This window comes from Actinophytocola xinjiangensis (assembly GCF_001921215.1).
Lineage (GTDB): Bacteria > Actinomycetota > Actinomycetes > Mycobacteriales > Pseudonocardiaceae > Actinophytocola > Actinophytocola xinjiangensis.
Map to the genome: position 1 here is coordinate 323,483 of NZ_MSIF01000007.1, position 20,123 is coordinate 343,605.

Sequence of the window (20,123 nt, forward strand, 5' to 3'; positions counted from 1 at the left end):
TTTTTCCACGAGTGATTAGGATGAACGGACCCGGCCGCGAAGGAGGTCGGCACCCGGGAAATCGAGGAGAACGGCAGGTGCCGATGGCAGCCCGGTCCGGCTCGGCGCACGGTTCTCGTCCCACCGACGGCACCGACCAGACCCGCGTGCTGTTGATCGAGGACGACGACGGCGACGCGCTGCTGGTCGAGGAACTGCTCATCGACCAGGACTCCCCGGTCGACCTCGACCGCGCCCGCACGCTCGCCGAGGCCAAGGAGTCACTGGCCGGGGCCGCCTGCGTGCTGCTCGACCTCGGCCTGCCCGACACCCACGAGCTCAACGGCCTGCGCTGGTTGCAGGAGAACGCCCCGCAGATCGCCGTCGTCGTGCTCACCGGCCTGGCCGACGAGCACCTCGGCGAGGAGGCGGTGCGCGTCGGCGCCCAGGACTACCTGGTCAAGGGCCAGGTCGACGGCAAGGGCCTGGCCAGGGTGATCCGCTACGCCGTCGAGCGCGAGCGGTCAGAGGAGCTCGGCCGCCAGCTGCGGGAGGCGCAGATCTACGCCGAGGAGAACGGCCGGCTCGAACGCGGCCTGCTGCCCTCTCCGCTGGTCGCCGACCGGTCCCTGACGGTGGCCGCGCGCTACTCCCCCGGCGGCCAGCGGCTGCTGCTCGGCGGCGACTTCTACGACGTGGTCGAGACCGCCGACGGCTGGGTGCACACCGTGGTCGGCGACGTCTGCGGGCATGGCCCGGACGAGGCGGCGCTCGGCGTGTCGATGCGGGTCGCGTGGCGCACGATGGTGCTCTCCGACCGGCCGATGACCGAGGTCCTGCGGGTCGTGGACCAGGTGTTCCGGCACGAGCGGTTCAAACCGCACCTGTTCACCACGCTGTGCGTGGTGTCCATCTCCCCGTCGCGGACCACCGCGCGGCTGCACCTGGTCGGCCACCCGCCGCCGCTGCTGCTCAACCGCGACGGCGTCGCGGAACTGTCGGCGCCGGTGCGCAGCCCGGTCGGGGTCGGCGACCGGGACACCTGGCCCAGCGGCGAGGTCACTCTCGGCGACGACTGGTCCCTGCTGCTGTACACCGACGGGCTGATCGACGGCCGGGTCGGCACGCAGCGTCGCCGGCTGGACGTCCACGGGCTCATCGGCCTGACCGAGGCCGCGCTGTACGCCGGCCTGCACGACGAGTCGCTGCTCGACGAGGTGATCAGCCGGGTGCGGGAGCTCAACGGCGGCGCGCTCGACGACGACATGGCCGTCGTGGTGCTCAGCTGGCCCAACGGCCAACCGCCCGGGAACCCCGGATGACCTCCACCGCCCGCTGGTCGCTGCGCAGGACCATCAACGTCAGCGTGGCGGCGGTGGCCCTGTTCTCGATCGCCGCGATCCTCGTCGGCGGCTGGTCGCTGACCAGGCTCGCCGAGGCGCGCGAGCTGGTCGTGGACCGGATCGACCCCGCGCAGCTGCACGCCACCCGGCTGGAGGCGGCGCTGGTCAACCAGGAGACCGGGGTGCGGGGCTTCGCGCTCGGCGCCCGCGAGGACCTGCTGCGCTCGTTCGTCGGCGGCGTCGAGGAGCAGTCCGACGCCGCCCGCCAGCTCGAACCGCTGCTCACCGACCTGCCCGACGCCCAGATCAGCCTGAGCCAGGTGCTCGCCCGCGCCGAGAGCTGGCGCACGGTCTACGCCGACCCGACGATCGCCGCCGTCGACGCCGCCGACGGCCCGGCCTCGCCGGAGCCCGTCCAGGGCCAGGAGCTGTTCGACGGCGTGCGCGCGGCGATCGACCGGCTCCAGCACGACCTCGGCGAGGCCAAGGTCTCGGCCACCGCCACGCTCAACCGCACGTCCACCACCCTCAACGTCGTGTGCGTGGCGATCGCCGTCGGGTTCGTGCTGGTCGTCATCACGCTGGCGATCACGCTGCGACGGGCGGCGCTGCGGCCGGTGTCCCAGCTGGCCGAGGAGGTCCGCTGGGTGGCCTCCGGCGACTTCTCGCACGTGGTGGCCGTGCGCGGCCCCCAGGAGGTCAGCGAGCTGGGCGACGACGTCAACCGGATGCGCGAGCAGATCCTCGACGAGCTGGCCGCGCTGCGCACCGCGCACGCCGAACTGGACACCAGGACCCAGGACCTGGTGCGGTCCAACCAGGAGCTGGAGCAGTTCGCCTACGTCGCCTCGCACGACCTGCAGGAGCCGCTGCGCAAGGTGGCGAGCTTCTGCCAGCTGCTGCAACGCCGCTACGGCGGGCAGCTCGACGAGCGCGCCGACCAGTACATCGCCTTCGCCGTCGACGGCGCCAAGCGCATGCAGGAGCTGATCAACGACCTGCTGGCGTTCAGCCGGGTCGGGCGGATCTCCCGCGAGCTGGTGACGGTCTCCTGCGACACGATCTTCGAGCAGGCGAAGGCCAACCTGGCCACGGTGATCGAGCAGTCCGGGGCGAGCGTGACCGCCGAGCCGCTGCCCAGCGTGCGGGCGGAGGTGCCGCTGCTGACGGCGGTGTTCCAGAACCTCATCGGCAACGCCATCAAGTTCCACGGCGACGCGCCGCCGGTGGTGGCGGTGACCGTGCGGCGCGACGGCGACTTCTGGGAGTTCTCGGTCACCGACAACGGGATCGGCATCGCCCCGGAGTACGCCGACCGCATCTTCGTCATCTTCCAGCGGCTGCACAACAAGGCCGACTATCCGGGAACGGGCATCGGTCTCGCGATGTGTCGCAAGATCATCGAGCATCACGGTGGCACGATCTGGCTGGACACCGGGGTGGAGTCCGGGTCCCGGTTCCGGTTCACCCTGCCGGCCCTGCGAGAGTCAGAGACACCGACCGAGGAAGAGGACAGCGAATGAGTGAGCCGACCGAGCTCGACGTGGTCGACGTGCTGCTCGTCGAGGACGACGACGGCGACGTGCTGATGACGCGGGAGGCCTTCGAGCACCACAAGATCCGCAACAACCTGCACGTGGTGAACGACGGCGAGCAGGCGTTGCAGTTCCTGCGCCGCGAGGGCGAGTTCGCCGACGCGCCCCGGCCGGGCCTGATCCTGCTGGACCTGAACCTGCCGCGCCGCGACGGCCGTGAGGTGCTGGCCGAGCTGAAGAACGACCCGGCGCTGCGGCTGATCCCGGTCGTGGTGCTGACCACCTCGGAGGCCGAGGAGGACATCGTGCGCAGCTACGCCCTGCACGCCAACGCCTACGTGAGCAAGCCGGTGGACTTCGAGCGGTTCATCGAGGTGATCCGCCAGATCGACGACTTCTTCGTGACGGTCGTGAAACTGCCCAGCTGATGGGCCTGGTGCTGCACGACGTCACGCTCGGCCTGACCGGCCGCCGCGCGACCGTGCGGATCTGCGGCGGGCGGGTCGACGCGATCGAGCCGGTGTCCCGGCCGACCGGCCCGGGCGAGGTGGTCGACGGCCGGGGCGGCACGCTGTTACCCGGCCTGGTCGACGCGCACGCGCACCTGCTCCAGTGGGCCGCCGCGCGGCGGCGGGTGCCGCTTGGCGCGGCGACCTCGGCGGCGCACGCGGCGGCCATCCTCGCCGAAGCCGCTCCGCCAGGCACGGACCTGGTGCGCGGCGCGCACTTCCACGCCGCCCTGTGGCCCGACCGTCCACACAAGACGGTGCTGGACCGGGTGCTGCCGGACCGTCCGGCGGCGCTGTTCAGCAACGACCTGCACGCGCTGTGGCTGAACTCGGCGGCGTTGCGGCTGCTGCGCCGGGAGCATCCGACCGGGGTGTTCGTCGAGGACGAGTGCATGGCGCTGACCGCCGCGCTGCCGGCGCCGCCGCCCGAGGTCGCCGACCGGTGGGTGCTGGCGGCCACCGACGCCGCGGCCGCGCGGGGCGTCACCGCGATCACCGACTACGAGTACGCCGACACGGTCGCCGACTGGACCAGGCGGGCGGCGCTGCGCGCGCCGTCGACCAGGATCCGCTGCGTGATCGCCCGGTTCGCCCTGGACCTGGCCGTGGAGCGGGGCCACCGCACCGGCGACGTGCTGCCCGAGGGCGGCGGGCTGCTCGGTGTCGGCCCGCTGAAGCTGTTCCTGGACGGCTCGCTCAACACCCGCACCGCCCACTGCCACGACCCCTACCCCGGCGGCGACTACCGGGGCGAGGCCCTGTTCGCCGCCGACGAGCTGCTGGCCCTCACCCGCCGCGCCGCCGCCCACGGCCTCACCCCCGCCCTGCACGCGATCGGCGACGCGGCCAACGCCCTGGCCCTGGACACGTTCGCCGCCCTGGGCACCGGCGGCCGGATCGAGCACGCGCAGTTGCTGGCGCCCCGGGACGTGGCCCGCTTCGCCGCGCTCGGTGTGACCGCCGGGGTGCAGCCCGCCCACGCCCCCGACGACCGGGACGTGGCCGACACCCACTGGCCCGGCCGCACGGCGCGCGCGTTCCCGTATGCCGCGCTGCTGGCCGCCGGCACCCGCCTGGAGTTCGGCTCCGACGCCCCGGTGGCGCCACTCGACCCGTGGGACGCCATCGCCTCGGCGGTGACCCGCCGCGACGACGACCGGGCGCCGTGGCATCCCGAGCAGTCCCTGTCCCTGGCCGACGCCCTGGCGGCCAGCACCGGCGGCCGGACCGACGTGCGGGTCGGCGACCCGGCCGACCTGGTCCTGACCGCCCGCCCCCTGCCGGGCCTGCCGCCCGACGAGCTCCGCGACCTGCCGATCACCGCGACCGTCCTCAACGGAGCACTGACCCACCTGTCACGGTGACCGTCCGTCAGCGCAGGGCGTTCGCGTCGCTGGCGAAGCTCAGCGGCAGGGTTTCCGGGCCGTGGATTCCCATGGGCGGACTCCAGGACACCGGCCCGGCGATGCGGGGCGGGCCGAACCGGCGGGCGAGCAGCGGCAGCACCTCGCCGACCTCCGCGCGGGCCAGCGCGGCGCCCAGGCAGTGGTGTGGTCCGGCGCCGAACTGCAACGGCGGCGCCTCACGGGGCACGGTGATGTCGAACCGGTCGCCGCCGTGGAAGACGGCGGGGTCGCGCTGGGTGGTGGCGACGCAGACGGTCAGGCAGTCGCCGGGGGCCAGCGGGAGGCCCTCGAACTCGAGGTGGTCGACGGCGTACCGGTAGGCGATGGTGGTCGACGGTCGCCAGCGCATGACCTCCTCGACGGCCCGCTCCGCGAGCTCGGGACGCTGCCCGAGCACACTCCACTGCCCGGGATGCTCGGCGAAGGCCACCATGGCGTTGGCGAGCTGGTGGCGGGTGGTGTCGTGCGCGGCGAACACCAGGGTGATCACCAGGTTGAGCAGTTCCTCCCGACTGACCAGCCCGCCGTCCTCGCGCCGCGCGGCGATCAGCGCGGAGATCAGATCCTCGCCCGGTTTCCGCGCCTTCGCCGCCATGAGTGATTCGACATAGCCGGAGAGGCCGAGCAGCGCCGCCGCCACCCGCCCCGGGATGTCGCCGCCGTGCGCGACGCTGAACACCAGCCCGATATCGGTGCTCCAGCCGCGAAAGACGTCGTGGTCCTCCGGCGGCACACCCAGCAGTTCACACATGACCGCCAACGGCATCGGATCACCGAAATCGGTCACGAAGTCACTGATCTCGTTCTCCGCGAGCCGGTCGGCCAACTCCTCGGCGCGGGCGCGGATGAACGGGCGCAGGTTCTCCACCACACGCGGCGTGAACGCCCGGTTGACCAGTCCACGCAGCCGGCGGTGGTCGGCACCGTCCCGGTTGACGATCATCGGCACGAACCAGTCGTAGACCGGGCCGCCGGAAACCCCGTTGCGCTCCATGAACAACCGGCCGTTGTGGTCGAAACGGGGGTCGCGCAGCAACGCCCGCGCCGGCGTGTAGCGCAGTACCACCCGTCCGATCGGGCTCTCGGCGTACCAACTCGCCGCCTGGGCGGCCAGCACCTCCGGCGCACAGAAATCGAATTCCGGATCAACGACGTTCAGAAATGGCACGGAAGTTGACATTCCTCACCTCCGCTCGAAGGCCCCTCCCTTCCACCATGCCGCACGAAACCGACAACCGGAAGCAGGAATACCGAACGGAGTGACAACAGCCCGAATTTCTCCGGTTCGCGAAACAGCCGGCGGCGAACCCCGGAAGTTCACCGGACGAACCACCGGGGCCACCGCCGCACGGTCAGGCGTGAACCTGACCGACTCGCACGGCCCGCACCAGCTCCCGCAGACCCGGCGCGGCCAGCACCGGCCCACCCGGGTTCTTGCTGTCCCGAAGCGCGTTCAGATCCTGCCTCACCTCGACGCACGCTGAGGTGTCCGCCGACTTGCGCGCCTTTCGCCACATGATCAAAGTCCCTCCATCAGTCGCAGTATGATCGTACGGGTTTCACGCTGCGACAGAGCCAGACGACCAAGTCTGGTGACGATGGACGCGAACGGGACCACAGCATCGTCACTCACGTAGAACGCCCCACCGGTGACCTCGACGTGGACCACGGGGTCCGCGTGCGGGAAGCGCATCAGGATGAACGGGTGGAACGTGGTGACCCTGGTCTGATGCGCCGGTATCACCCGCACCGTGATGCCTCGGTCCTGGGCGGCCAGCAGGTGCCCGAGTTGGTTGCGCACGGCGTCGCGACTGCCACCGTAGGGCGTACGCAGCGCGGTCTCCGAAATGTACGCCATGTACGTGACCTTGCCGAGGATCTGTTGTCTGCGTAGCCGCGCCATCCAACCCGTCTCGAAGTCCTCGGACGGGCCGCCGTCAGCACGGAACACCCCGACGGCCGTCTCGTAGGTCTGGAGCAGGCCGGGGATGACGGTCAGCGACACGCTCACCAACTCGTGGGCCTCGGACTCGTAGGAGGCCAGCGCCCCCACCTCCTGCGGCACGCCGGGCAGGGGCCGGTCCCACCACCCCGATGACGCGCCGACGCGCATCTCCTGGAGCAGCCGCTCCCGATCAGCCAGCGGCAACTTCCATGCGGTCAGCAAAGTTGCCACTTCTTCGTTCGTCACTGCCCGTAGCCCACGCTCGGTTCGACTCAGCCGAGCGGGTGGCCATTGTGCCAGATCCGCCGCCTGTTCCTGCGACAGACCGACACGTTCAGTGCGGATAGCCCGAAGCCGTGCCCCGATTATGCGATCCCTCGCCTGTGGCCTCTTCCTCATCGCGCTCCAATCACCTCGTGCAATCACGCCCAGCCAATCGGCCGCGCGCGTAGCGTCTGATTTGCCCAACGGCACACGACGGAAAGTGAACGATCAGGTCCCCGGAAGGTCAGCAGGCGATTGCTGACGGGCGCACGGCGGGACAGTACCACCACGTGAATTGCACACCACCCGGACCAATGCCATTCAATCAAACACAGGAGGAGAGCATGGGATTCACGGCCGAATGCCATCAGGTGTGGCTGGATGTCACGACCGACCATCACATCAAAGGCGACACGGACGGTTTCCGGAACCGGCCCCGAATCATGATCAGCGGCGAGGACTCCGACATCAACCTGGAGTTCGAGCCGACCGCCCTGCGGGCGTTCATCAGGGTCGCCCAGGAACTGGCGCACGGCACGGTCACCACCGGCTGACCACGAACCCAGGTCAGGCAGCGAGGGTGTTCCGCCCGCTGGCGACTCAGGCGCCGACGACGCCGTCGATGCCCTCGCGGAGGAAGTCGGCGTGGCCGTTGTGGCGGGCGTACTCGTGGATCAGGTGCAGCATCACCAGGCGCAGGGACACGTCGCTGCCCCACTTGGGGACGTACCCGGTGACGTCGAGGGACTCGGCCGCCCGCTCGATCTCCCGTGACCGCGCCACCTCGGCCTCCCAGGCGGCGAACGCCTCGGCCCTGGTGGCGCCGGTGGCGTCGTAGGCGACCTGGTAGTCGCCCTCGGGGGACCACACGTGGCCGATGTCCTCGCCGGCGATGACCCGGCGGAACCAGTTCCGTTCGACCTCGGCCAGGTGGCGCACCAGTCCGAGCAGGGTCAGCGTCGAGGGCGGCATCGACCGCCGGCGCAGGTCCTCGTCGGACAGGTCGGCGCACTTCATCGCCAGCGTCGCCCGGTGGTAGTCGAGGAACGCGCGCAGCGTCTCCCGTTCACCGCCGGTCAGCGGCGGACTCACCCGCTCCATGACTGGTCAGCGTAGTGACCCCACGGCGACGGCGAGCACCGCCCGCACCTGGTCGGCGATGTCGCGCTGGTTGGCGGCGAACACCGGGTCGGTCACCTCGGTCCGGTTGTCCGGCGCGAACTGGAGCACCGGCGTGTGCAGGTGCCCGGCCGGCAGGTCCAGGCCCAGCGCGTCGCGCAGCAACGTCACCCGGTAGGCGATCTCGTTGGACAGGTAGTCCCCACCACCGCCGGCCCGCGCGACCGACCCGGGGGTGGGCCCGCCGGGGCTGGTGACCGGCTCGGTCTGCCCGGCGGGGATCTCCACCACCGACGTGTTGTCGAACACCGGGAACCGGCCGGTCGGCGTGTCCACGATCCGCTGGTGGGGCAACGTCGTCGGCACGAACTCCGGCGCCGGCGTGACGGTCGGCACCCCGGCCGGGATCGGCGCGACGCCGGTCCGCGAGACGTTGTCGTTGTCCGGGTAGCCGCCGCGCCAGCGGCCGTTGTAGCGCTCCACGTCGAACCGCTCCGGGCGGCCCTGGCTGATCGTGGTCGCCAGGTCGACGCGGCCCAGCCACGGCAGGAACGTGCGCTCCACCGTCCCGGCGGCGAACGGGTCCCACAGCACCGGGAACACCGCCGCCTCGATCCGCGCGCGGCCGGCCGGGGTGTCGACGACCGTGCCGTCCAGCGCGAGTGCGCTCACCCCGGAGGGGTTGCTGCGCCGGATGTCCTGGTCGAGCTGGAACGGGTCGAATCCGCTGATCAGCACCCGCTTCTCGCGTCCCGGGTAGCGCACCGAGTCCTGGCCGCGCGACGCGGTCTCCAGCACGCCGATCAGCTCGGCGCGCCGCGCGTCGCTCAGCTCGAACGCCGGGGTCCACTGGCGCAGCGCCGTCGTCAGGCCCAGGCGCGCCCAGTACAGCGGCCGGTCGTCGGTCACCGGCAGCGAGCCGGCCGGCACCCGGCCCTGGGCGCGGGCCACCGCCGTCTCCCACAGCAGCCGGCCCTGCGCGGCCACCGCGATCTGGGCCACCATCGGGTCGCGCACCGCGCACAGCGCGGGGGTGAACGCGGCGGCGAACCGGTCGAACCCGCTGCGCGCCAGGATCTCCGTCGGCACCGGGCCGGGCAGCCGCCGCTCCTCGACGGTCAGCGGCGCCGTCGGATCGGCGCAGCCCGGCGGGGCGGCGGTCGCCACCCCGGCCGGCAGCAGCGCCACCGACGACAGTCCCAGGACAAGAGCCACCAACCCGCGCGTCAGCTGCCTCACCCAGATGATCCTTCCGGTCACGGGTGGTGGCCGGCAAGGGTCAGAGCCGGTCGAGCAGGGTCCTGGTGAACGTGGCGGTGTCGGCGGTGCCGCCGAGGTCGGCGGTGCGCACCGGCGTGTTGCCGAGCACGTCGGCCATCGCGGCGACGACCTCGGCGGCGGCCTCGGGGTGACCGAGGTGGTCGAGCATCATGGCCGCCGACCAGATGGCGCCCAGCGGGTTGGCCACGCCCCGCCCGGCGATGTCCGGCGCCGAGCCGTGCACCGGCTCGAACATCGACGGGTAGGTGCGCTCGGGGTTGAGGTTGCCGGCGGGGGCGATGCCGATGCTGCCGGCGACGGCGGCGGCCAGGTCGGAGAGGATGTCGCCGAACAGGTTCGACCCGACGATCACGTCGTAGCGGGCCGGGTCGAGCACGATCTTGGCGACCAGCGCGTCGATGTGCTCCTGGTGCCAGCTCACGCTCGGGTGCCGCTCACCGGCCTCGGCGACCAGCTCGTCCCAGAACGGCATGGTGTGCACGATCCCGTTGGACTTGGTCGCCGAGGTCAGCACGCCGCGCCGGGTGGTGGCCAGTTCGAAGGCGTAGTCGAGGATCCGGTTGACGCCCGGGCGGGTGAACACCGACTCCTGCACGGCCATCTCGTCCGGGAAGCCTCGCCGGAAACGCCCGCCGACCTCGGAGTACTCCCCCTCGACGTTCTCCCGCACGACGACGAACTCCAGGCCGGGCACGGCGGCACGCAGCGGGCTCGGCACCCCGGGCATGACCTTGATCGGGCGCAGGTTGACGTACTGGTCGAACTGCCGGCGGATGGGGATCAGCAGGCCCCACAGCGAGATGTGGTCGGGCACGCCGGGCCAGCCGACGGCGCCGAGCAGGATCGCGTCGTGGTGGCGGATCCGGTCGAGGCCGTCGTCGGGCATCATCGCGCCCTCGTTGAGGTACCGCTCGCAGCTCCAGTCGAACTCGTCGTAGGTGAAGGTGAGGCCGTGCCGGGCGCCGACCCGGTCGAGCACGGCGGTGGCCGGCGGCAGGACCTCGACGCCGATGCCGTCCCCCGGAATGAGCGCGATGCGGTGATCAGTCATGTGCCCAGTGCATCGGCCACCCCGGGTCCCGGTCCAAGACCGAGTTCCTCGTTGCCTGATAGGCCTTACCTATTCGCACTGGTCGCTCCCGTTCCTCCGCTCAGACGCCGTCTTCCCTCCTCCCGTGCTCGGCGCTGACGCGCCTGCGCGCGCTCGTCAGTCCAGACGGCGTCCGCTATGGAACTCCCGCTCCTATTGGTTGGTGAACTCCCTGGCGGCGGGGCTGAGCCGGCCGGTGCGGTGGACCAGGCACACGTGCAGGACCTCCGGGGAGTCGAGGTCGCGGACGGCGAGGCCGGCGTCGAGGGCGAGCTGGCGCCAGGACTCGCTGAGCACCGCCACGCCGACACCGGCCAGGACCAGCGGCAGCACCGCCTCCCGGTGCTCGACCTCCACGGCGATCCGGCTGCCCGGCGCCGCGCGCACGATGTCGTCGGCGGCGCGGCGCATCACGGTCCCCCGCTGCCCGGCGATCAGCCGCACACCGGCCAGCGCCGCCGGGGACACCGGACCGCCCGCCGGCAGGTCCCCCGGCGCGGCGGCGACCAGCACGAACCGTTGCGTGGCCAGCGGCGTGACGACCATCCCGGCCGGCTCGGGACGCCGGGCGGCGCCGAGCACCCCCAGCTCCGCCGCGCCAACCCGCACGGCGTCGAGCACCTCCGGCGGGGTGGCGCCGGCCCGCACGACGACCTCGACGTCCGGGTGGCGGGCGGCGAACCGGCCGATCATCCCGGCCAGCGGGCTGACCGCCTGGGACGGCATGGCCGAGATCAGCAGTCGCCCGCCGCGCAGGCCCTCGACGGCCTCGACGGTGTCGCGGGCCAGGCGCAGCCCGGCCAGCACGTCACGTGCCGGTTCGACGAGTCCTTCGCCGGCGGCGGTGAGCACCAGCCGGCGGCCGGTGCGGTGGAACAGCTCCGCGCCCAGGTCGCGCTCCAGCGCCCGCAGCGCCTGGGAGACCGACGGCTGGGCGACGAACAGTTCCCTGGCCGCCCGGTGCACGCTCCCGTGGTCGACCACCGCGAGGAAGTACCGCAACTGTCGAACGTCCATCGTGGACCCCCCGGCGGCCAGGTGCCGCAGCCTACAACGCGGTCGGGGCCGGCGCCTGCTCCCCGGCGATGCGCAGCGCCTCCACCAGCTCGCGGTAGAGCGCGTCGGTGTCCAGCAGCGACTCGTGCGTGCCCCGGGCGCGGACCCGGCCGTCCTCCATCACCAGGATGGTGTCCGCGTCGATGATCGTGGACAGCCGGTGCGCGACCGTGACGACCGCGCCCTCGGCGGCCCGCCGGCGGATGCAGTCGTGGATGGCGGCCTCGGTCAGCCCGTCGACCTGCGCGGTCGCCTCGTCCAGCAGCAGCAGGTCCGGGGTGCGCAGCACGGCCCGCGCCAGCGCGATGCGCTGCCGCTGCCCGCCGGAAACCGACGTGGAGGTCAGGGAGGTGTCCAACCCGTCGGGCAGTTCGGCGATCTTGTCGGTCAGCCGGACCTCGGCCAGCACCGCCGCGAGTTCCTCGTCGGTCGCGTCGGGGTGGGTGAACAGCAGGTTGTCCCGGATGGTGCCCGGCACGATCGGCGTCTCCTGTTCGACGTAGGCGATCCGCGACCGGACCTCGGCGTGCGACAGCTCGCGGTAGTCGCGCCCGTCGAGCCGCAGCGACCCGCCCTGGGGCTCCAGGAACCGCAGGATCAGCGAGAACACCGTGGTCTTGCCGGCCCCCGACGGCCCGACGATGGCCGTGTGCCCCCGGCGCGGCACCGCGAGACTCACCCCGGCGACCGCCGGCTCGGTGTCCGGCCCGTACCCGGCGACCACGTCCCGCAGTTCCAGGACGTGGTCGGTGTCCACCGGCGTCCCTGGCGCGAGCGGCGCCGGGTCGACCTCGACGTCGATCGAGTCCACCTCGCGGATGCGCGCGGCGGCGGCGAGCCCGGACTGCAGGGTGGTGACGTTCCGGCTGAGCTCGGTGATCGGCTCCATCATTCCGAAGGCGTAGAGCAGGAAGGCGATGAGGCTGGAGACGGCGAGTTCCCCGTCGGCGACCCGCCAGGCACCGACGCCCAGGACCAGCACGATCGCCAGCTGGATGCCCGACCAGGCGACCACCCAGGCGACGGCCTCGGTCCGCACCGCGCGGATCGCGTGGTGGGTGGAGGCGACCGCGTCCTCCAGGATGCGGTCCCCCTGCCGGGCCTCCGCGCGACTGGCCTTGACCGTCCGGATGGCGCGCAGCGTGCCCTCCAGCGATCCCCCGAGCAGCCCGACCCGCTCCTGGGCCTTCTGCTGTTCCTTGGCGATGCGCGGCATCAGCACCATGAACAGGATCGCGACGACCACCACCGACGCGACGGTCACCCCGAGCAGCACGAGGTCAAGCACGCTCATCAGCACCAGCGAGCCGACCAGCATCACCGCCCCGTTGATCAGCCCGATCACACTGGACGAGGCCGCTTCCCGGAGCAGGACGGTGTCCGACGTGACCCGTGTGACCAGTTCCCCCGTCGGTCGGCTGGTCACGGCCGGGACGGTGGCGCGGAAGAACCGGCGCACCATCGACTCGCGGGCGCCGAGCACGACCCGCTCCCCCATCGTGCCGAGCAGGATCCACTGCCAGCAGTAGATGACCGCGCCGAGGAGGAACACGCCGAGCAGCGCGATCACCGGCGGTAAGAGGGAGGCGCCGGTGCCGAGGGAGTCGAGGACCCACTTGGTGACCATCGGGGAGGTGAGGCTCGACGCCGAGCCGAGGAGCGCGAGCGCGAGCCCGAGGGCCAGCACGCGGCGGTGCGGTCTGGCGAAGGTCCAGAGCACTCGGAGGCGAGCGTACTTCTGCGGAGTCTCCATGTGCCCTAGTGGAACATCCGTGCTCCATTTCAGTCAAACTTGTTCCTATATGGGGGTCGCCGGTACGGTGCCGCTATGGGTGTGGGAGAGAGCGCGGTGGCCGAGACCGGGGCGCGGCTACGGACCAGGCGCGCGATCCTCGACGCCGCCGTGACCGCGCTGATCAGGAACTCCTCGGCCACGCTCGCCGACATCGCCGTCGAGGCGAACGTGGGACGCACGACCGTGCACCGGTACTTCCCCGAGCGATCCGACCTGCTGGGGGCGATCGGCACCGACTTCCTGGACAAGATCGAGCAGGCGACGACCCGGGCCCGGCTGGAGGAGGGGTCGGCGCCGGAGGCACTGCGGCGGTTGTGTCAGGAGTACTTCGAGTTCGGGGATCTCTTCACGCTGACGTTCGCCATGCCGGAGTTGGCCACCGGGCCGGAATGGGAACAGGACACCGACGCCGATCGGGCCGTGGTGGCGCTGATCGAGCGGGGCCACGCACAGGGGACCGTCGACGCCGGGATGGCGCCGGCCTGGGTTCAGCAGGTGCTGTGGAGTTTGCTGTTCACCGCCTGGGCCTATGTTCGGGAGAATTCCGTTCCCAAGCACGAGGCGCTGAACCTGTGTCTTCGGTCGTTGGCGAAGATGGTTTCCCCGTAGCGCCGAACGACACGGGGAAATACCCGGGTCTCAGGCCAGATCGGCCAACGCGCTCTCGATCGCGCGGTGAAAAGTCGGATACGCATAGATCATCGACCGCAGCGACGACACCGGCACCGCACCGTGCACGGCCACCACCAGGGCGCCCAGCACTTCCCCGCCGTTGGGGCCCACCGAGGTCGCCCCCACCAACACGCCCCGCTCCGCGTCCTCGACGACCTTCACGAAACCCCGGTTCCCCACCTTGTGGATGAAGCCCCGCGCCGAGTCGGGAATCAACGCGCTGCCCACCCGAACCGTCAACCCGGCATCCCGGGCCGCCTGTTCGGTCAGGCCCACGGACCCGACCTCCGGGTCGGTGAACGTCACCCGGGGAACGGCCCGGTAGTCGGCCACCTCTCCGCCGTCCCCCAGGATGTCCTCGGCGGCGATTCGCGCCTGGTACATCGACATGTGGGTGAAGGCCCCGCGTCCGGTGATGTCCCCGATGGCCCACAGCCCGTCGGCGGCTCGCATCCGTTCGTCCACCTCGACGCCGCGCGCGTCCTCGGGCAGGCCCACCGCGCCCACGCCCAGGGCCGCCATGTCGGTGTGCCGGCCGGCGGCCACCAGCAGGCGTTCGGCGGTGATGGTCTCGCCGTTGTCGAGTTTCACCGAGAACGCGCCGGCCTCGTACCGCACCCTGGCCGCCGACAACCCGGTTCGGACCGAGATGCCCTCCTGGGCGAAGACGTCGCCCAGGAGTTCGCCGGCTTCCGGCTCGTCGGCGGGCAGCAGGCGCTCGGACCGCTGGACGACGGTCACCGCGACGCCGAAGCGGGCGAACAGTTGGGCGAACTCACAACCGACCGGGCCACCGCCCAGCACGACCAGTGACGACGGGAGTCGCTCGATCGCCACGGCGTCGCGGTTGGTCCAGTACGGGGTCTCGGCCAGGCCGTCGGTGGAGGGGACCGCGGGATCCGTACCGGTGTTGAGGACGATGCCCTTCCTCGTCCGGAACACCACCGGACCCTCCGATGTGGACACCGTCACCTCGTGGGGGGCGGTGATCTGGCCCCTCCCGCGCACGAAATGACCACCGGCGGCCACGAAACGGTCCACGGCGACGGTGTCGTCCCAGTTGTCGGTGGCCTCGTCGCGGATGCGCCTGGCCACCGGGGACCAGTCGGGGGTGGTGGTGGCGGCCCCCGCCAGGCTGTCGACGCGGTGGGCCTCACCGAGGGAGTCCGCTGCCCTGATCATCATCTTGGTGGGGACGCAGGCGTAGTAGGGGCACTCGCCGCCCACCAGGCGGGCGTCCACGCCCACCACCGACAACCCGGCCCTGGCGAGTCGGGCACCGAGGTCCTCGCCGCCCGGCCCCATCCCGATCACGACGACATCCACCTCGGTACCCGGCATGTCCAACTCCCAGTGAGATCTCGGGGGGTGTGCCCGCACAGCACAACACAGCATCCCCGGCCCACAGGACTCGGGCCCGTGCCGAGACGGCACGGGCCCGAGGGGTTCACCTGATGGTGTGTCAGCAGTTCGGCGCGCTCCAGAAGCGTCCCGACTTGTTGCCGACGTGCACGTGGTCGTTGTGGCCGGGGTAGCCCGGGCCGAGGAGCTCCTCGAACCCGGCGGTCTTGCCCTGGTTCCACATCGTGCACTGCGGCGGGTTGCTCATGCCGAGGTCCGCCGCCAGGCCGGACATGTGCAGGCTCGTCGACGAACCGCCGACCGACGCGTTGCACGACACGCTGCGGAAACCGGACGTGATGTTCAGCGGCCGGTCACCCAGCTTGCGTCGCATCGCCTCCAGCTGCCACATGATGCGGCGGATGTTCTCCTTCGCGGTGGCCGCGGAAACCCTGCCACCGTTGAAGTTGTTCGCACCGCAGTTGTCGTCGAACTCGCCGTAGGTGAAGTGGATCGGCGTGCAGTCGTCGTCCTGCAGCGCGTAGATCTTGCTGAACGTGTTCGGGCCGGCGACACCGTCGGCGGCCAGGCCGTAGCCGGCCTGGAACCGCTTGACCGCCGCGGCCGTCGCCGGGCCGTAGCTGCCGTCGAGCGCGAGGTTCTCGCCCGAGGCGACCCAGCCGGCCACCCTGATCTGCAACTGGGTGACATCGCCACCGGTCGCACCCTGGTTGAGGGTCCGGTTCCAGGTGTAGCAACCGTCGGCGGCGGCCACCGTCGGCACCACGGCGCCGAAGGTGATCGACCCGGTGACGGCCAGGACGAGCGCCGACAACAGGGTCACTAATCGTCTACGCATAGAGTTGCCCTCTCTCCACTGTGGATGCGACGGTGCGGGGATCGTCCCGCCGCCATGACCGAACCTCTTCGACGAATCACCAGGGATGCGACGGTGCAGGGGGTTTGGTCGTCCGTGAAGGATCGTGGCAGTGTAGAACGCGTTAAGTCAATGAACTGTTGGATAATTTCTGCCCTTGATCGTGCGGACCTTAACCGTTGCCCTTTTGGACGGTCAGCACCGCGAGGCACTCACCAGGCGCACCGGGTCGTTGGCGACGTGGGTGTGCGTGCTGTGCCCGGGATAGCCCGGTCCGAGGATCTCCTCGAAGCCCGACGTCTTGGCCGCGTGGAACATCTGGCACAGCGTCGGCCCACTGCGGGTGCTGAAGTCGGTCGCCTGGCCGTACATGTGCCGGCTGGTCGACGCGCCGTTGACCGAATCGTTGCACCGCACGCTGCGGAAGGAGATGCTCACGACCATCGGCCGGTCCCCCAGCTTGTGTCGCATCGCCTCCAACTGCCACATCATGCGCAACGTGTTGCGCTTGGCGGTGGCGGCCGAGACCTTGCCGCCGTTGAAGTTGTTCGCCCCGCAGTTGCCGTCCATCTCCGAGTACGCGAAGTGGGCCGGCGTGCAGTCGTTGTCCTGCAGGGCGTAGATCTTGCTGAACGTGTTCGGGCCGGCGACACCGTCGGCGGCCAGGCCGTAGCCCCGCTGGAAGCGCACGACCGCCAGCCGGGTGCGTTCGCCGAACTGGCCGTCGATCACCAGGTTCTCCCCGGACGCGACCCAGCCGGCCACCCTGATCTGCAACTGGGTGACGTCCGAGCCGCTCATGCCCTTCTTCAGGGTCCTGCCCCAGGTGTAACAGCCGTCGGCGGCGGCCGTTCCGGGAAGGGCCACGCTCGCGGTCACCGTGCCGGTGATCGCCAGAACCAGGGCCGAGAGCAGGGACAGTAATCGTCTACGCATCGACTATCCTCCACAACAGACTCGACGGGCAGGGAAATCCTGTCGACAGAGGCCATCTTGTCAACGCGGAACGCGTTCAGTCAATGAATAGTTGGTTAATCACTTTTACCCTTTGACCGCCCCCTGAGTGAACCCGGCGATGAACCGGTCAAGGAACAGGTTGAACACGAACGCGATCGGCACCGCCACCAGCACCGTCGCCGCCTGCAACGACTGCCAGAAGAACACGTCGCCCCGGATCAGCTGGGTCGGCACACCGGTACTGACCGGCATCTGACCCGGCGGCGAGACGAACGCCAGGGTGTAGATGAACTCGCTGGCTGTCAGCGTGAACGCGAACACCACCACCGCCACGATCCCCGGGAACGCCAGCGGAACCACCGCCCGCAGGAACGCGCCGAGCCGGCTGTGGCCGTCGACCATCGCCTGCTCCTCGACGTCCTTGGGCACCGCGCGCAGGAAACCCATCAGCAGCCACACCGACACCGGGATCGTGATCGTCGGGTACACCAGCACCATCGACCACGTCGAGTCCTGCAACCCGACACCCACCACCACCCGCGACAGCGACAGGAACAGCAGGCTCGGCGGGATCAGGTACACCAGGAAGATCCCGATCCCCAGCGGCCCCGACCACGGCCGGTCCAGCCTGGCCAGCGCGTACGCCGCCGGCAGCGCGAACAGCAGCGTGATCAGCACGACCAGCACGCCCACCCACAACGTGTTCCAGGCGAAGGTCAGGAACGACGTGTCGGTGAACAGATAGGTCACGTGGTCGGGCGTGGCCGGCCGGTTGAAGACGAACGGGTTGTTCTCCGGGTTGTACAGGTCGCGGTTCTGCTTGAACGCGGTGATCGCGCTCCAGATGAACGGCCCCGCGCAGAACAACGCCGCCAGGATCGCCGCCAGGTACACGCCGACCCTGGCCGCGACGTGCCGGCGGGTGTAGCGGCGGCGCAGCGCGGCCGCCTGCTCGGCGGTGACCGGTTGGATCGCCATCTCAGTCCACCTCGATCCGGCGCACGACACGGAGGATGCCGACCGCGACGGCGAGCAGCAGCGGGAACAGGAACAGCGCCACCGCCGCCCCACCGGCGACGTCACCGCCGTCGATACCCCGGTAGAACGCCCAACTGGACAGGACCTGGGTGGCGTCGTTGGGACCGCCCCTGGTCAGCACCCGCACCACCGCCATGTCGGTGAACGTGAAGATCGCGCCGAACAGCGCCGACACCGCGATCACCGGCGCCACCAGCGGGATGGTGATCTCCAGCATCCGCCGCCAGTAGCCGGCGCCGTCGACCTTGGCCGCCTCGTCGATGTCGCGCGGGATCGCCACCAGCCCGGCCATCAGGATCACCGCCGCCAGCGGCACCAGCCGCCACACGTGCACGGCGATCACCGAGGTCATCGCCAGGCCGGGCTCGCCGAGCCAGACCATGTTCTCGCCCTTGCCCAGCAGGCCCACCGCGCGCAGCACCCAGTCGATCGGCGAGTAGATCGAGTCCAGCAGCCACAGCCAGGAGATCGACGAGAGCGCCACCGGCGTCGTCCAGGGCAGCAGCACCAGGAACCGCACGACCCACTTGCCGCGGAAGTCGGCGACCAGGATGTTGGCCAGGACCTTGCCCAGCAGCACGATGAACACCATCGACACACCGGTGAACACGAACGTGTTGCCCAGCGAACGCCAGAACACCGGGTCGTCGAACGCGCGGGCGAAGTTCACCATCCCGGCCCAGTCGAACGACGGGTCGCCGGCCGAGACGTCGGAGAACGCGAACGCGATCGCCAGCCCGAACGGGATCGCCACCAGCGCGATGATGTAGACCACGCTGGGCAGCAGGAACAGCCACGCCAGCGCGCCCTCGCGGTCGGCGAGCGTGCGCCTGGCCAGTTCCTTCACCGGGGTCGGCTCGACCCGCTGGTCGGTGACCGTCATCCCACACCCAGCCGGATCGGGTCGGTGCGCAGCCCCTCCTCGTCGGCCGCGAAGAACCGCAGCCGGTCGGGATGCACGGCGAAGTCGTGGGTCTCCCCCGCCGCGATCGGCGTCTCCACCGTGGAGGGCAGCCGGGCCACGACCCTGGTCGCCTCGCCGATCCCGGTCACCGTGCCGTAGACGTGCCGGTCACCGGACAGGTACTCGATCCGGTCGACCGCCAGCGGCATCAGCGTCCGCTCCGCCGAGCGCACGTTCTCCACCGGCAGCAGGTGCTCTGGCCGGAAGCCCACCAGGTGGCCGTCGCGGGGCACCAGGTTCATCGGCGGGGTGCCGATGAAGGTGGCGACGAAGGTGTCGGCCGGGTCGTCGTAGATCTCCGCCGGCGGCCCGACCTGGCGGATCCTTCCCTTGGACAGCACGGCGATCCGGTCGCCCAGACCCATCGCCTCGATCTGGTCGTGGGTGACGTAGACGGTCGTCGTACCCACCTCGTCCTGGAAGGACTTCAGCTCGTCGCGGGCACTGGCCCGCAACTTGGCGTCCAGGTTGGACAGTGGCTCGTCGAGCAGGAACACCTGCGGCTCGCGGACCAGCGCCCGCGCCAGCGCCACCCGCTGCCGCTCGCCGCCGGAGAGCTGGCGCGGCTTGCGGGCCAGCAGGTGCTCGATACCCAGCAGCCCGGCCGCCCACAGCGCCTTGCGGTCCCGCTCCGCGCGCTCCATCTTGGCCGCACGCAACGGGAAGACGATGTTGGCCTGGACGGTCTTGTGCGGGTAGAGGGCGTAGCTCTGGAACACCATGGCGATCTTGCGCGCCCTCGGCGGCAGCCCGGTGACCACGTGGTCGTCGATGAGCACGTCACCGGAGCTTGGCTCCTCCAGCCCGGCGATCGTGCGCAGCAACGTCGTCTTGCCACAGCCGGACGGGCCGAGCAGCACGAGGTACTCGCCGTCGGCGGCGGTCAGGTTCACGCCGTCGACGGCGTGCACCTTCCCGTGCGCCTTTCCCCCGTCGAACTGCTTGACCAGAT

Annotated in this window: 20 protein-coding genes; 6 read left to right on the forward strand and 14 right to left on the reverse strand. The window is 70.8% G+C overall.

Annotation, left to right across the window (positions count from 1 at the left end; translation table 11 throughout):
• Positions 1-83 precede the first annotated feature (83 nt).
• From BLA60_RS17540 to BLA60_RS17555, 4 genes are read left to right on the forward strand one after another with little or no spacing between them, the layout of a single operon-like run.
• Positions 84-1,301 (forward strand): PP2C family protein-serine/threonine phosphatase, encoded by a 1,218-nt coding sequence (locus BLA60_RS17540; protein ID WP_075134030.1) that lies wholly within the window; start codon positions 84-86, stop codon positions 1,299-1,301.
• Positions 1,298-2,845, forward strand: coding sequence for a sensor histidine kinase (locus tag BLA60_RS17545; RefSeq protein WP_075133959.1), 1,548 nt, complete (start codon positions 1,298-1,300; stop codon positions 2,843-2,845). The genes BLA60_RS17540 and BLA60_RS17545 overlap by 4 nt, the downstream gene beginning before the upstream one ends.
• A complete protein-coding gene (locus tag BLA60_RS17550) occupies positions 2,842-3,285 on the forward strand; it encodes a response regulator (protein WP_075133960.1) in 444 nt (147 codons plus the stop codon). The genes BLA60_RS17545 and BLA60_RS17550 overlap by 4 nt, the downstream gene beginning before the upstream one ends.
• Positions 3,282-4,730 carry an amidohydrolase gene (locus tag BLA60_RS17555; RefSeq protein ID WP_162292975.1) on the forward strand — a complete coding sequence of 483 codons (1,449 nt, stop codon included), beginning with the start codon at positions 3,282-3,284 and terminating at the stop codon, positions 4,728-4,730. Before BLA60_RS17550 ends, BLA60_RS17555 begins: the two co-directional genes overlap by 4 nt.
• Positions 4,731-4,737: 7 nt before the next feature.
• Here the strand turns inward: BLA60_RS17555 and BLA60_RS17560 are convergent, their stop codons facing one another.
• From BLA60_RS17560 to BLA60_RS17570, 3 genes are all read right to left on the reverse strand, one after another.
• Positions 4,738-5,940: a cytochrome P450 gene (locus BLA60_RS17560; RefSeq protein ID WP_245812027.1), complete on the reverse strand. Its 1,203-nt coding sequence runs from the start codon at positions 5,938-5,940 to the stop codon at positions 4,738-4,740.
• Between the two features lie 184 nt (positions 5,941-6,124).
• Positions 6,125-6,289 (reverse strand): DUF397 domain-containing protein, encoded by a 165-nt coding sequence (locus tag BLA60_RS17565; RefSeq protein WP_075133963.1) that lies wholly within the window; start codon positions 6,287-6,289, stop codon positions 6,125-6,127.
• 2 nt (positions 6,290-6,291) lie between these two features.
• Complete coding sequence (locus tag BLA60_RS17570; protein WP_075133964.1) at positions 6,292-7,116, reverse strand: helix-turn-helix domain-containing protein; 825 nt, start codon at positions 7,114-7,116, stop codon at positions 6,292-6,294.
• Positions 7,117-7,325: 209 nt separating this feature from the next.
• Here BLA60_RS17570 and BLA60_RS17575 point away from each other — a divergent pair, with 209 nt between their 5' ends.
• Entirely contained in the window at positions 7,326-7,535 is a 210-nt protein-coding gene (locus tag BLA60_RS17575) for a hypothetical protein (RefSeq protein WP_154814418.1), read from the forward strand.
• A gap of 46 nt (positions 7,536-7,581) precedes the next feature.
• On the opposite strand, the gene BLA60_RS17580 is transcribed toward BLA60_RS17575, so the two are convergent.
• The 5 genes from BLA60_RS17580 to BLA60_RS17600 form a co-directional block, all read right to left on the reverse strand.
• Positions 7,582-8,082 (reverse strand): DinB family protein, encoded by a 501-nt coding sequence (locus tag BLA60_RS17580; RefSeq protein WP_075133966.1) that lies wholly within the window; start codon positions 8,080-8,082, stop codon positions 7,582-7,584.
• Positions 8,083-8,088: 6 nt separating this feature from the next.
• Complete coding sequence (locus tag BLA60_RS17585) at positions 8,089-9,339, reverse strand: pyroglutamyl peptidase (protein WP_075133967.1); 1,251 nt, start codon at positions 9,337-9,339, stop codon at positions 8,089-8,091.
• A gap of 40 nt (positions 9,340-9,379) precedes the next feature.
• Positions 9,380-10,432, reverse strand: coding sequence for a tartrate dehydrogenase (locus BLA60_RS17590; RefSeq protein WP_075133968.1), 1,053 nt, complete (start codon positions 10,430-10,432; stop codon positions 9,380-9,382).
• A gap of 192 nt (positions 10,433-10,624) precedes the next feature.
• Positions 10,625-11,488: a LysR family transcriptional regulator gene (locus tag BLA60_RS17595; protein ID WP_075133969.1), complete on the reverse strand. Its 864-nt coding sequence runs from the start codon at positions 11,486-11,488 to the stop codon at positions 10,625-10,627.
• A 31-nt stretch (positions 11,489-11,519) separates the two neighbouring features.
• Positions 11,520-13,280 (reverse strand): ABC transporter ATP-binding protein, encoded by a 1,761-nt coding sequence (locus tag BLA60_RS17600; RefSeq protein WP_075133970.1) that lies wholly within the window; start codon positions 13,278-13,280, stop codon positions 11,520-11,522.
• Between the two features lie 75 nt (positions 13,281-13,355).
• Here BLA60_RS17600 and BLA60_RS17605 point away from each other — a divergent pair, with 75 nt between their 5' ends.
• Complete coding sequence (locus BLA60_RS17605) at positions 13,356-13,931, forward strand: TetR/AcrR family transcriptional regulator (RefSeq protein ID WP_075133971.1); 576 nt, start codon at positions 13,356-13,358, stop codon at positions 13,929-13,931.
• A 30-nt stretch (positions 13,932-13,961) separates the two neighbouring features.
• Here the strand turns inward: BLA60_RS17605 and BLA60_RS17610 are convergent, their stop codons facing one another.
• The 6 genes from BLA60_RS17610 to BLA60_RS17635 all read right to left on the reverse strand — a co-directional run bounded on the left by BLA60_RS17610 (position 13,962) and on the right by BLA60_RS17635 (position 20,121).
• Positions 13,962-15,335: a dihydrolipoyl dehydrogenase family protein gene (locus BLA60_RS17610; RefSeq protein ID WP_075133972.1), complete on the reverse strand. Its 1,374-nt coding sequence runs from the start codon at positions 15,333-15,335 to the stop codon at positions 13,962-13,964.
• Positions 15,336-15,456: 121 nt separating this feature from the next.
• On the reverse strand, positions 15,457-16,194 hold the full coding sequence (locus tag BLA60_RS17615) for a M15 family metallopeptidase (protein WP_075133973.1): 738 nt from the start codon (positions 16,192-16,194) through the stop codon (positions 15,457-15,459).
• A gap of 213 nt (positions 16,195-16,407) precedes the next feature.
• Positions 16,408-17,148: a M15 family metallopeptidase gene (locus tag BLA60_RS17620; RefSeq protein ID WP_075133974.1), complete on the reverse strand. Its 741-nt coding sequence runs from the start codon at positions 17,146-17,148 to the stop codon at positions 16,408-16,410.
• 105 nt (positions 17,149-17,253) lie between these two features.
• Positions 17,254-18,147 (reverse strand): carbohydrate ABC transporter permease, encoded by an 894-nt coding sequence (locus BLA60_RS17625; protein WP_075133975.1) that lies wholly within the window; start codon positions 18,145-18,147, stop codon positions 17,254-17,256.
• Position 18,148: 1 nt separating this feature from the next.
• Entirely contained in the window at positions 18,149-19,090 is a 942-nt protein-coding gene (locus tag BLA60_RS17630) for a carbohydrate ABC transporter permease (protein WP_075133976.1), read from the reverse strand.
• Positions 19,087-20,121: an ABC transporter ATP-binding protein gene (locus BLA60_RS17635; protein ID WP_425427067.1), complete on the reverse strand. Its 1,035-nt coding sequence runs from the start codon at positions 20,119-20,121 to the stop codon at positions 19,087-19,089. Before BLA60_RS17635 ends, BLA60_RS17630 begins: the two co-directional genes overlap by 4 nt.
• Positions 20,122-20,123: the final 2 nt, after the last annotated feature.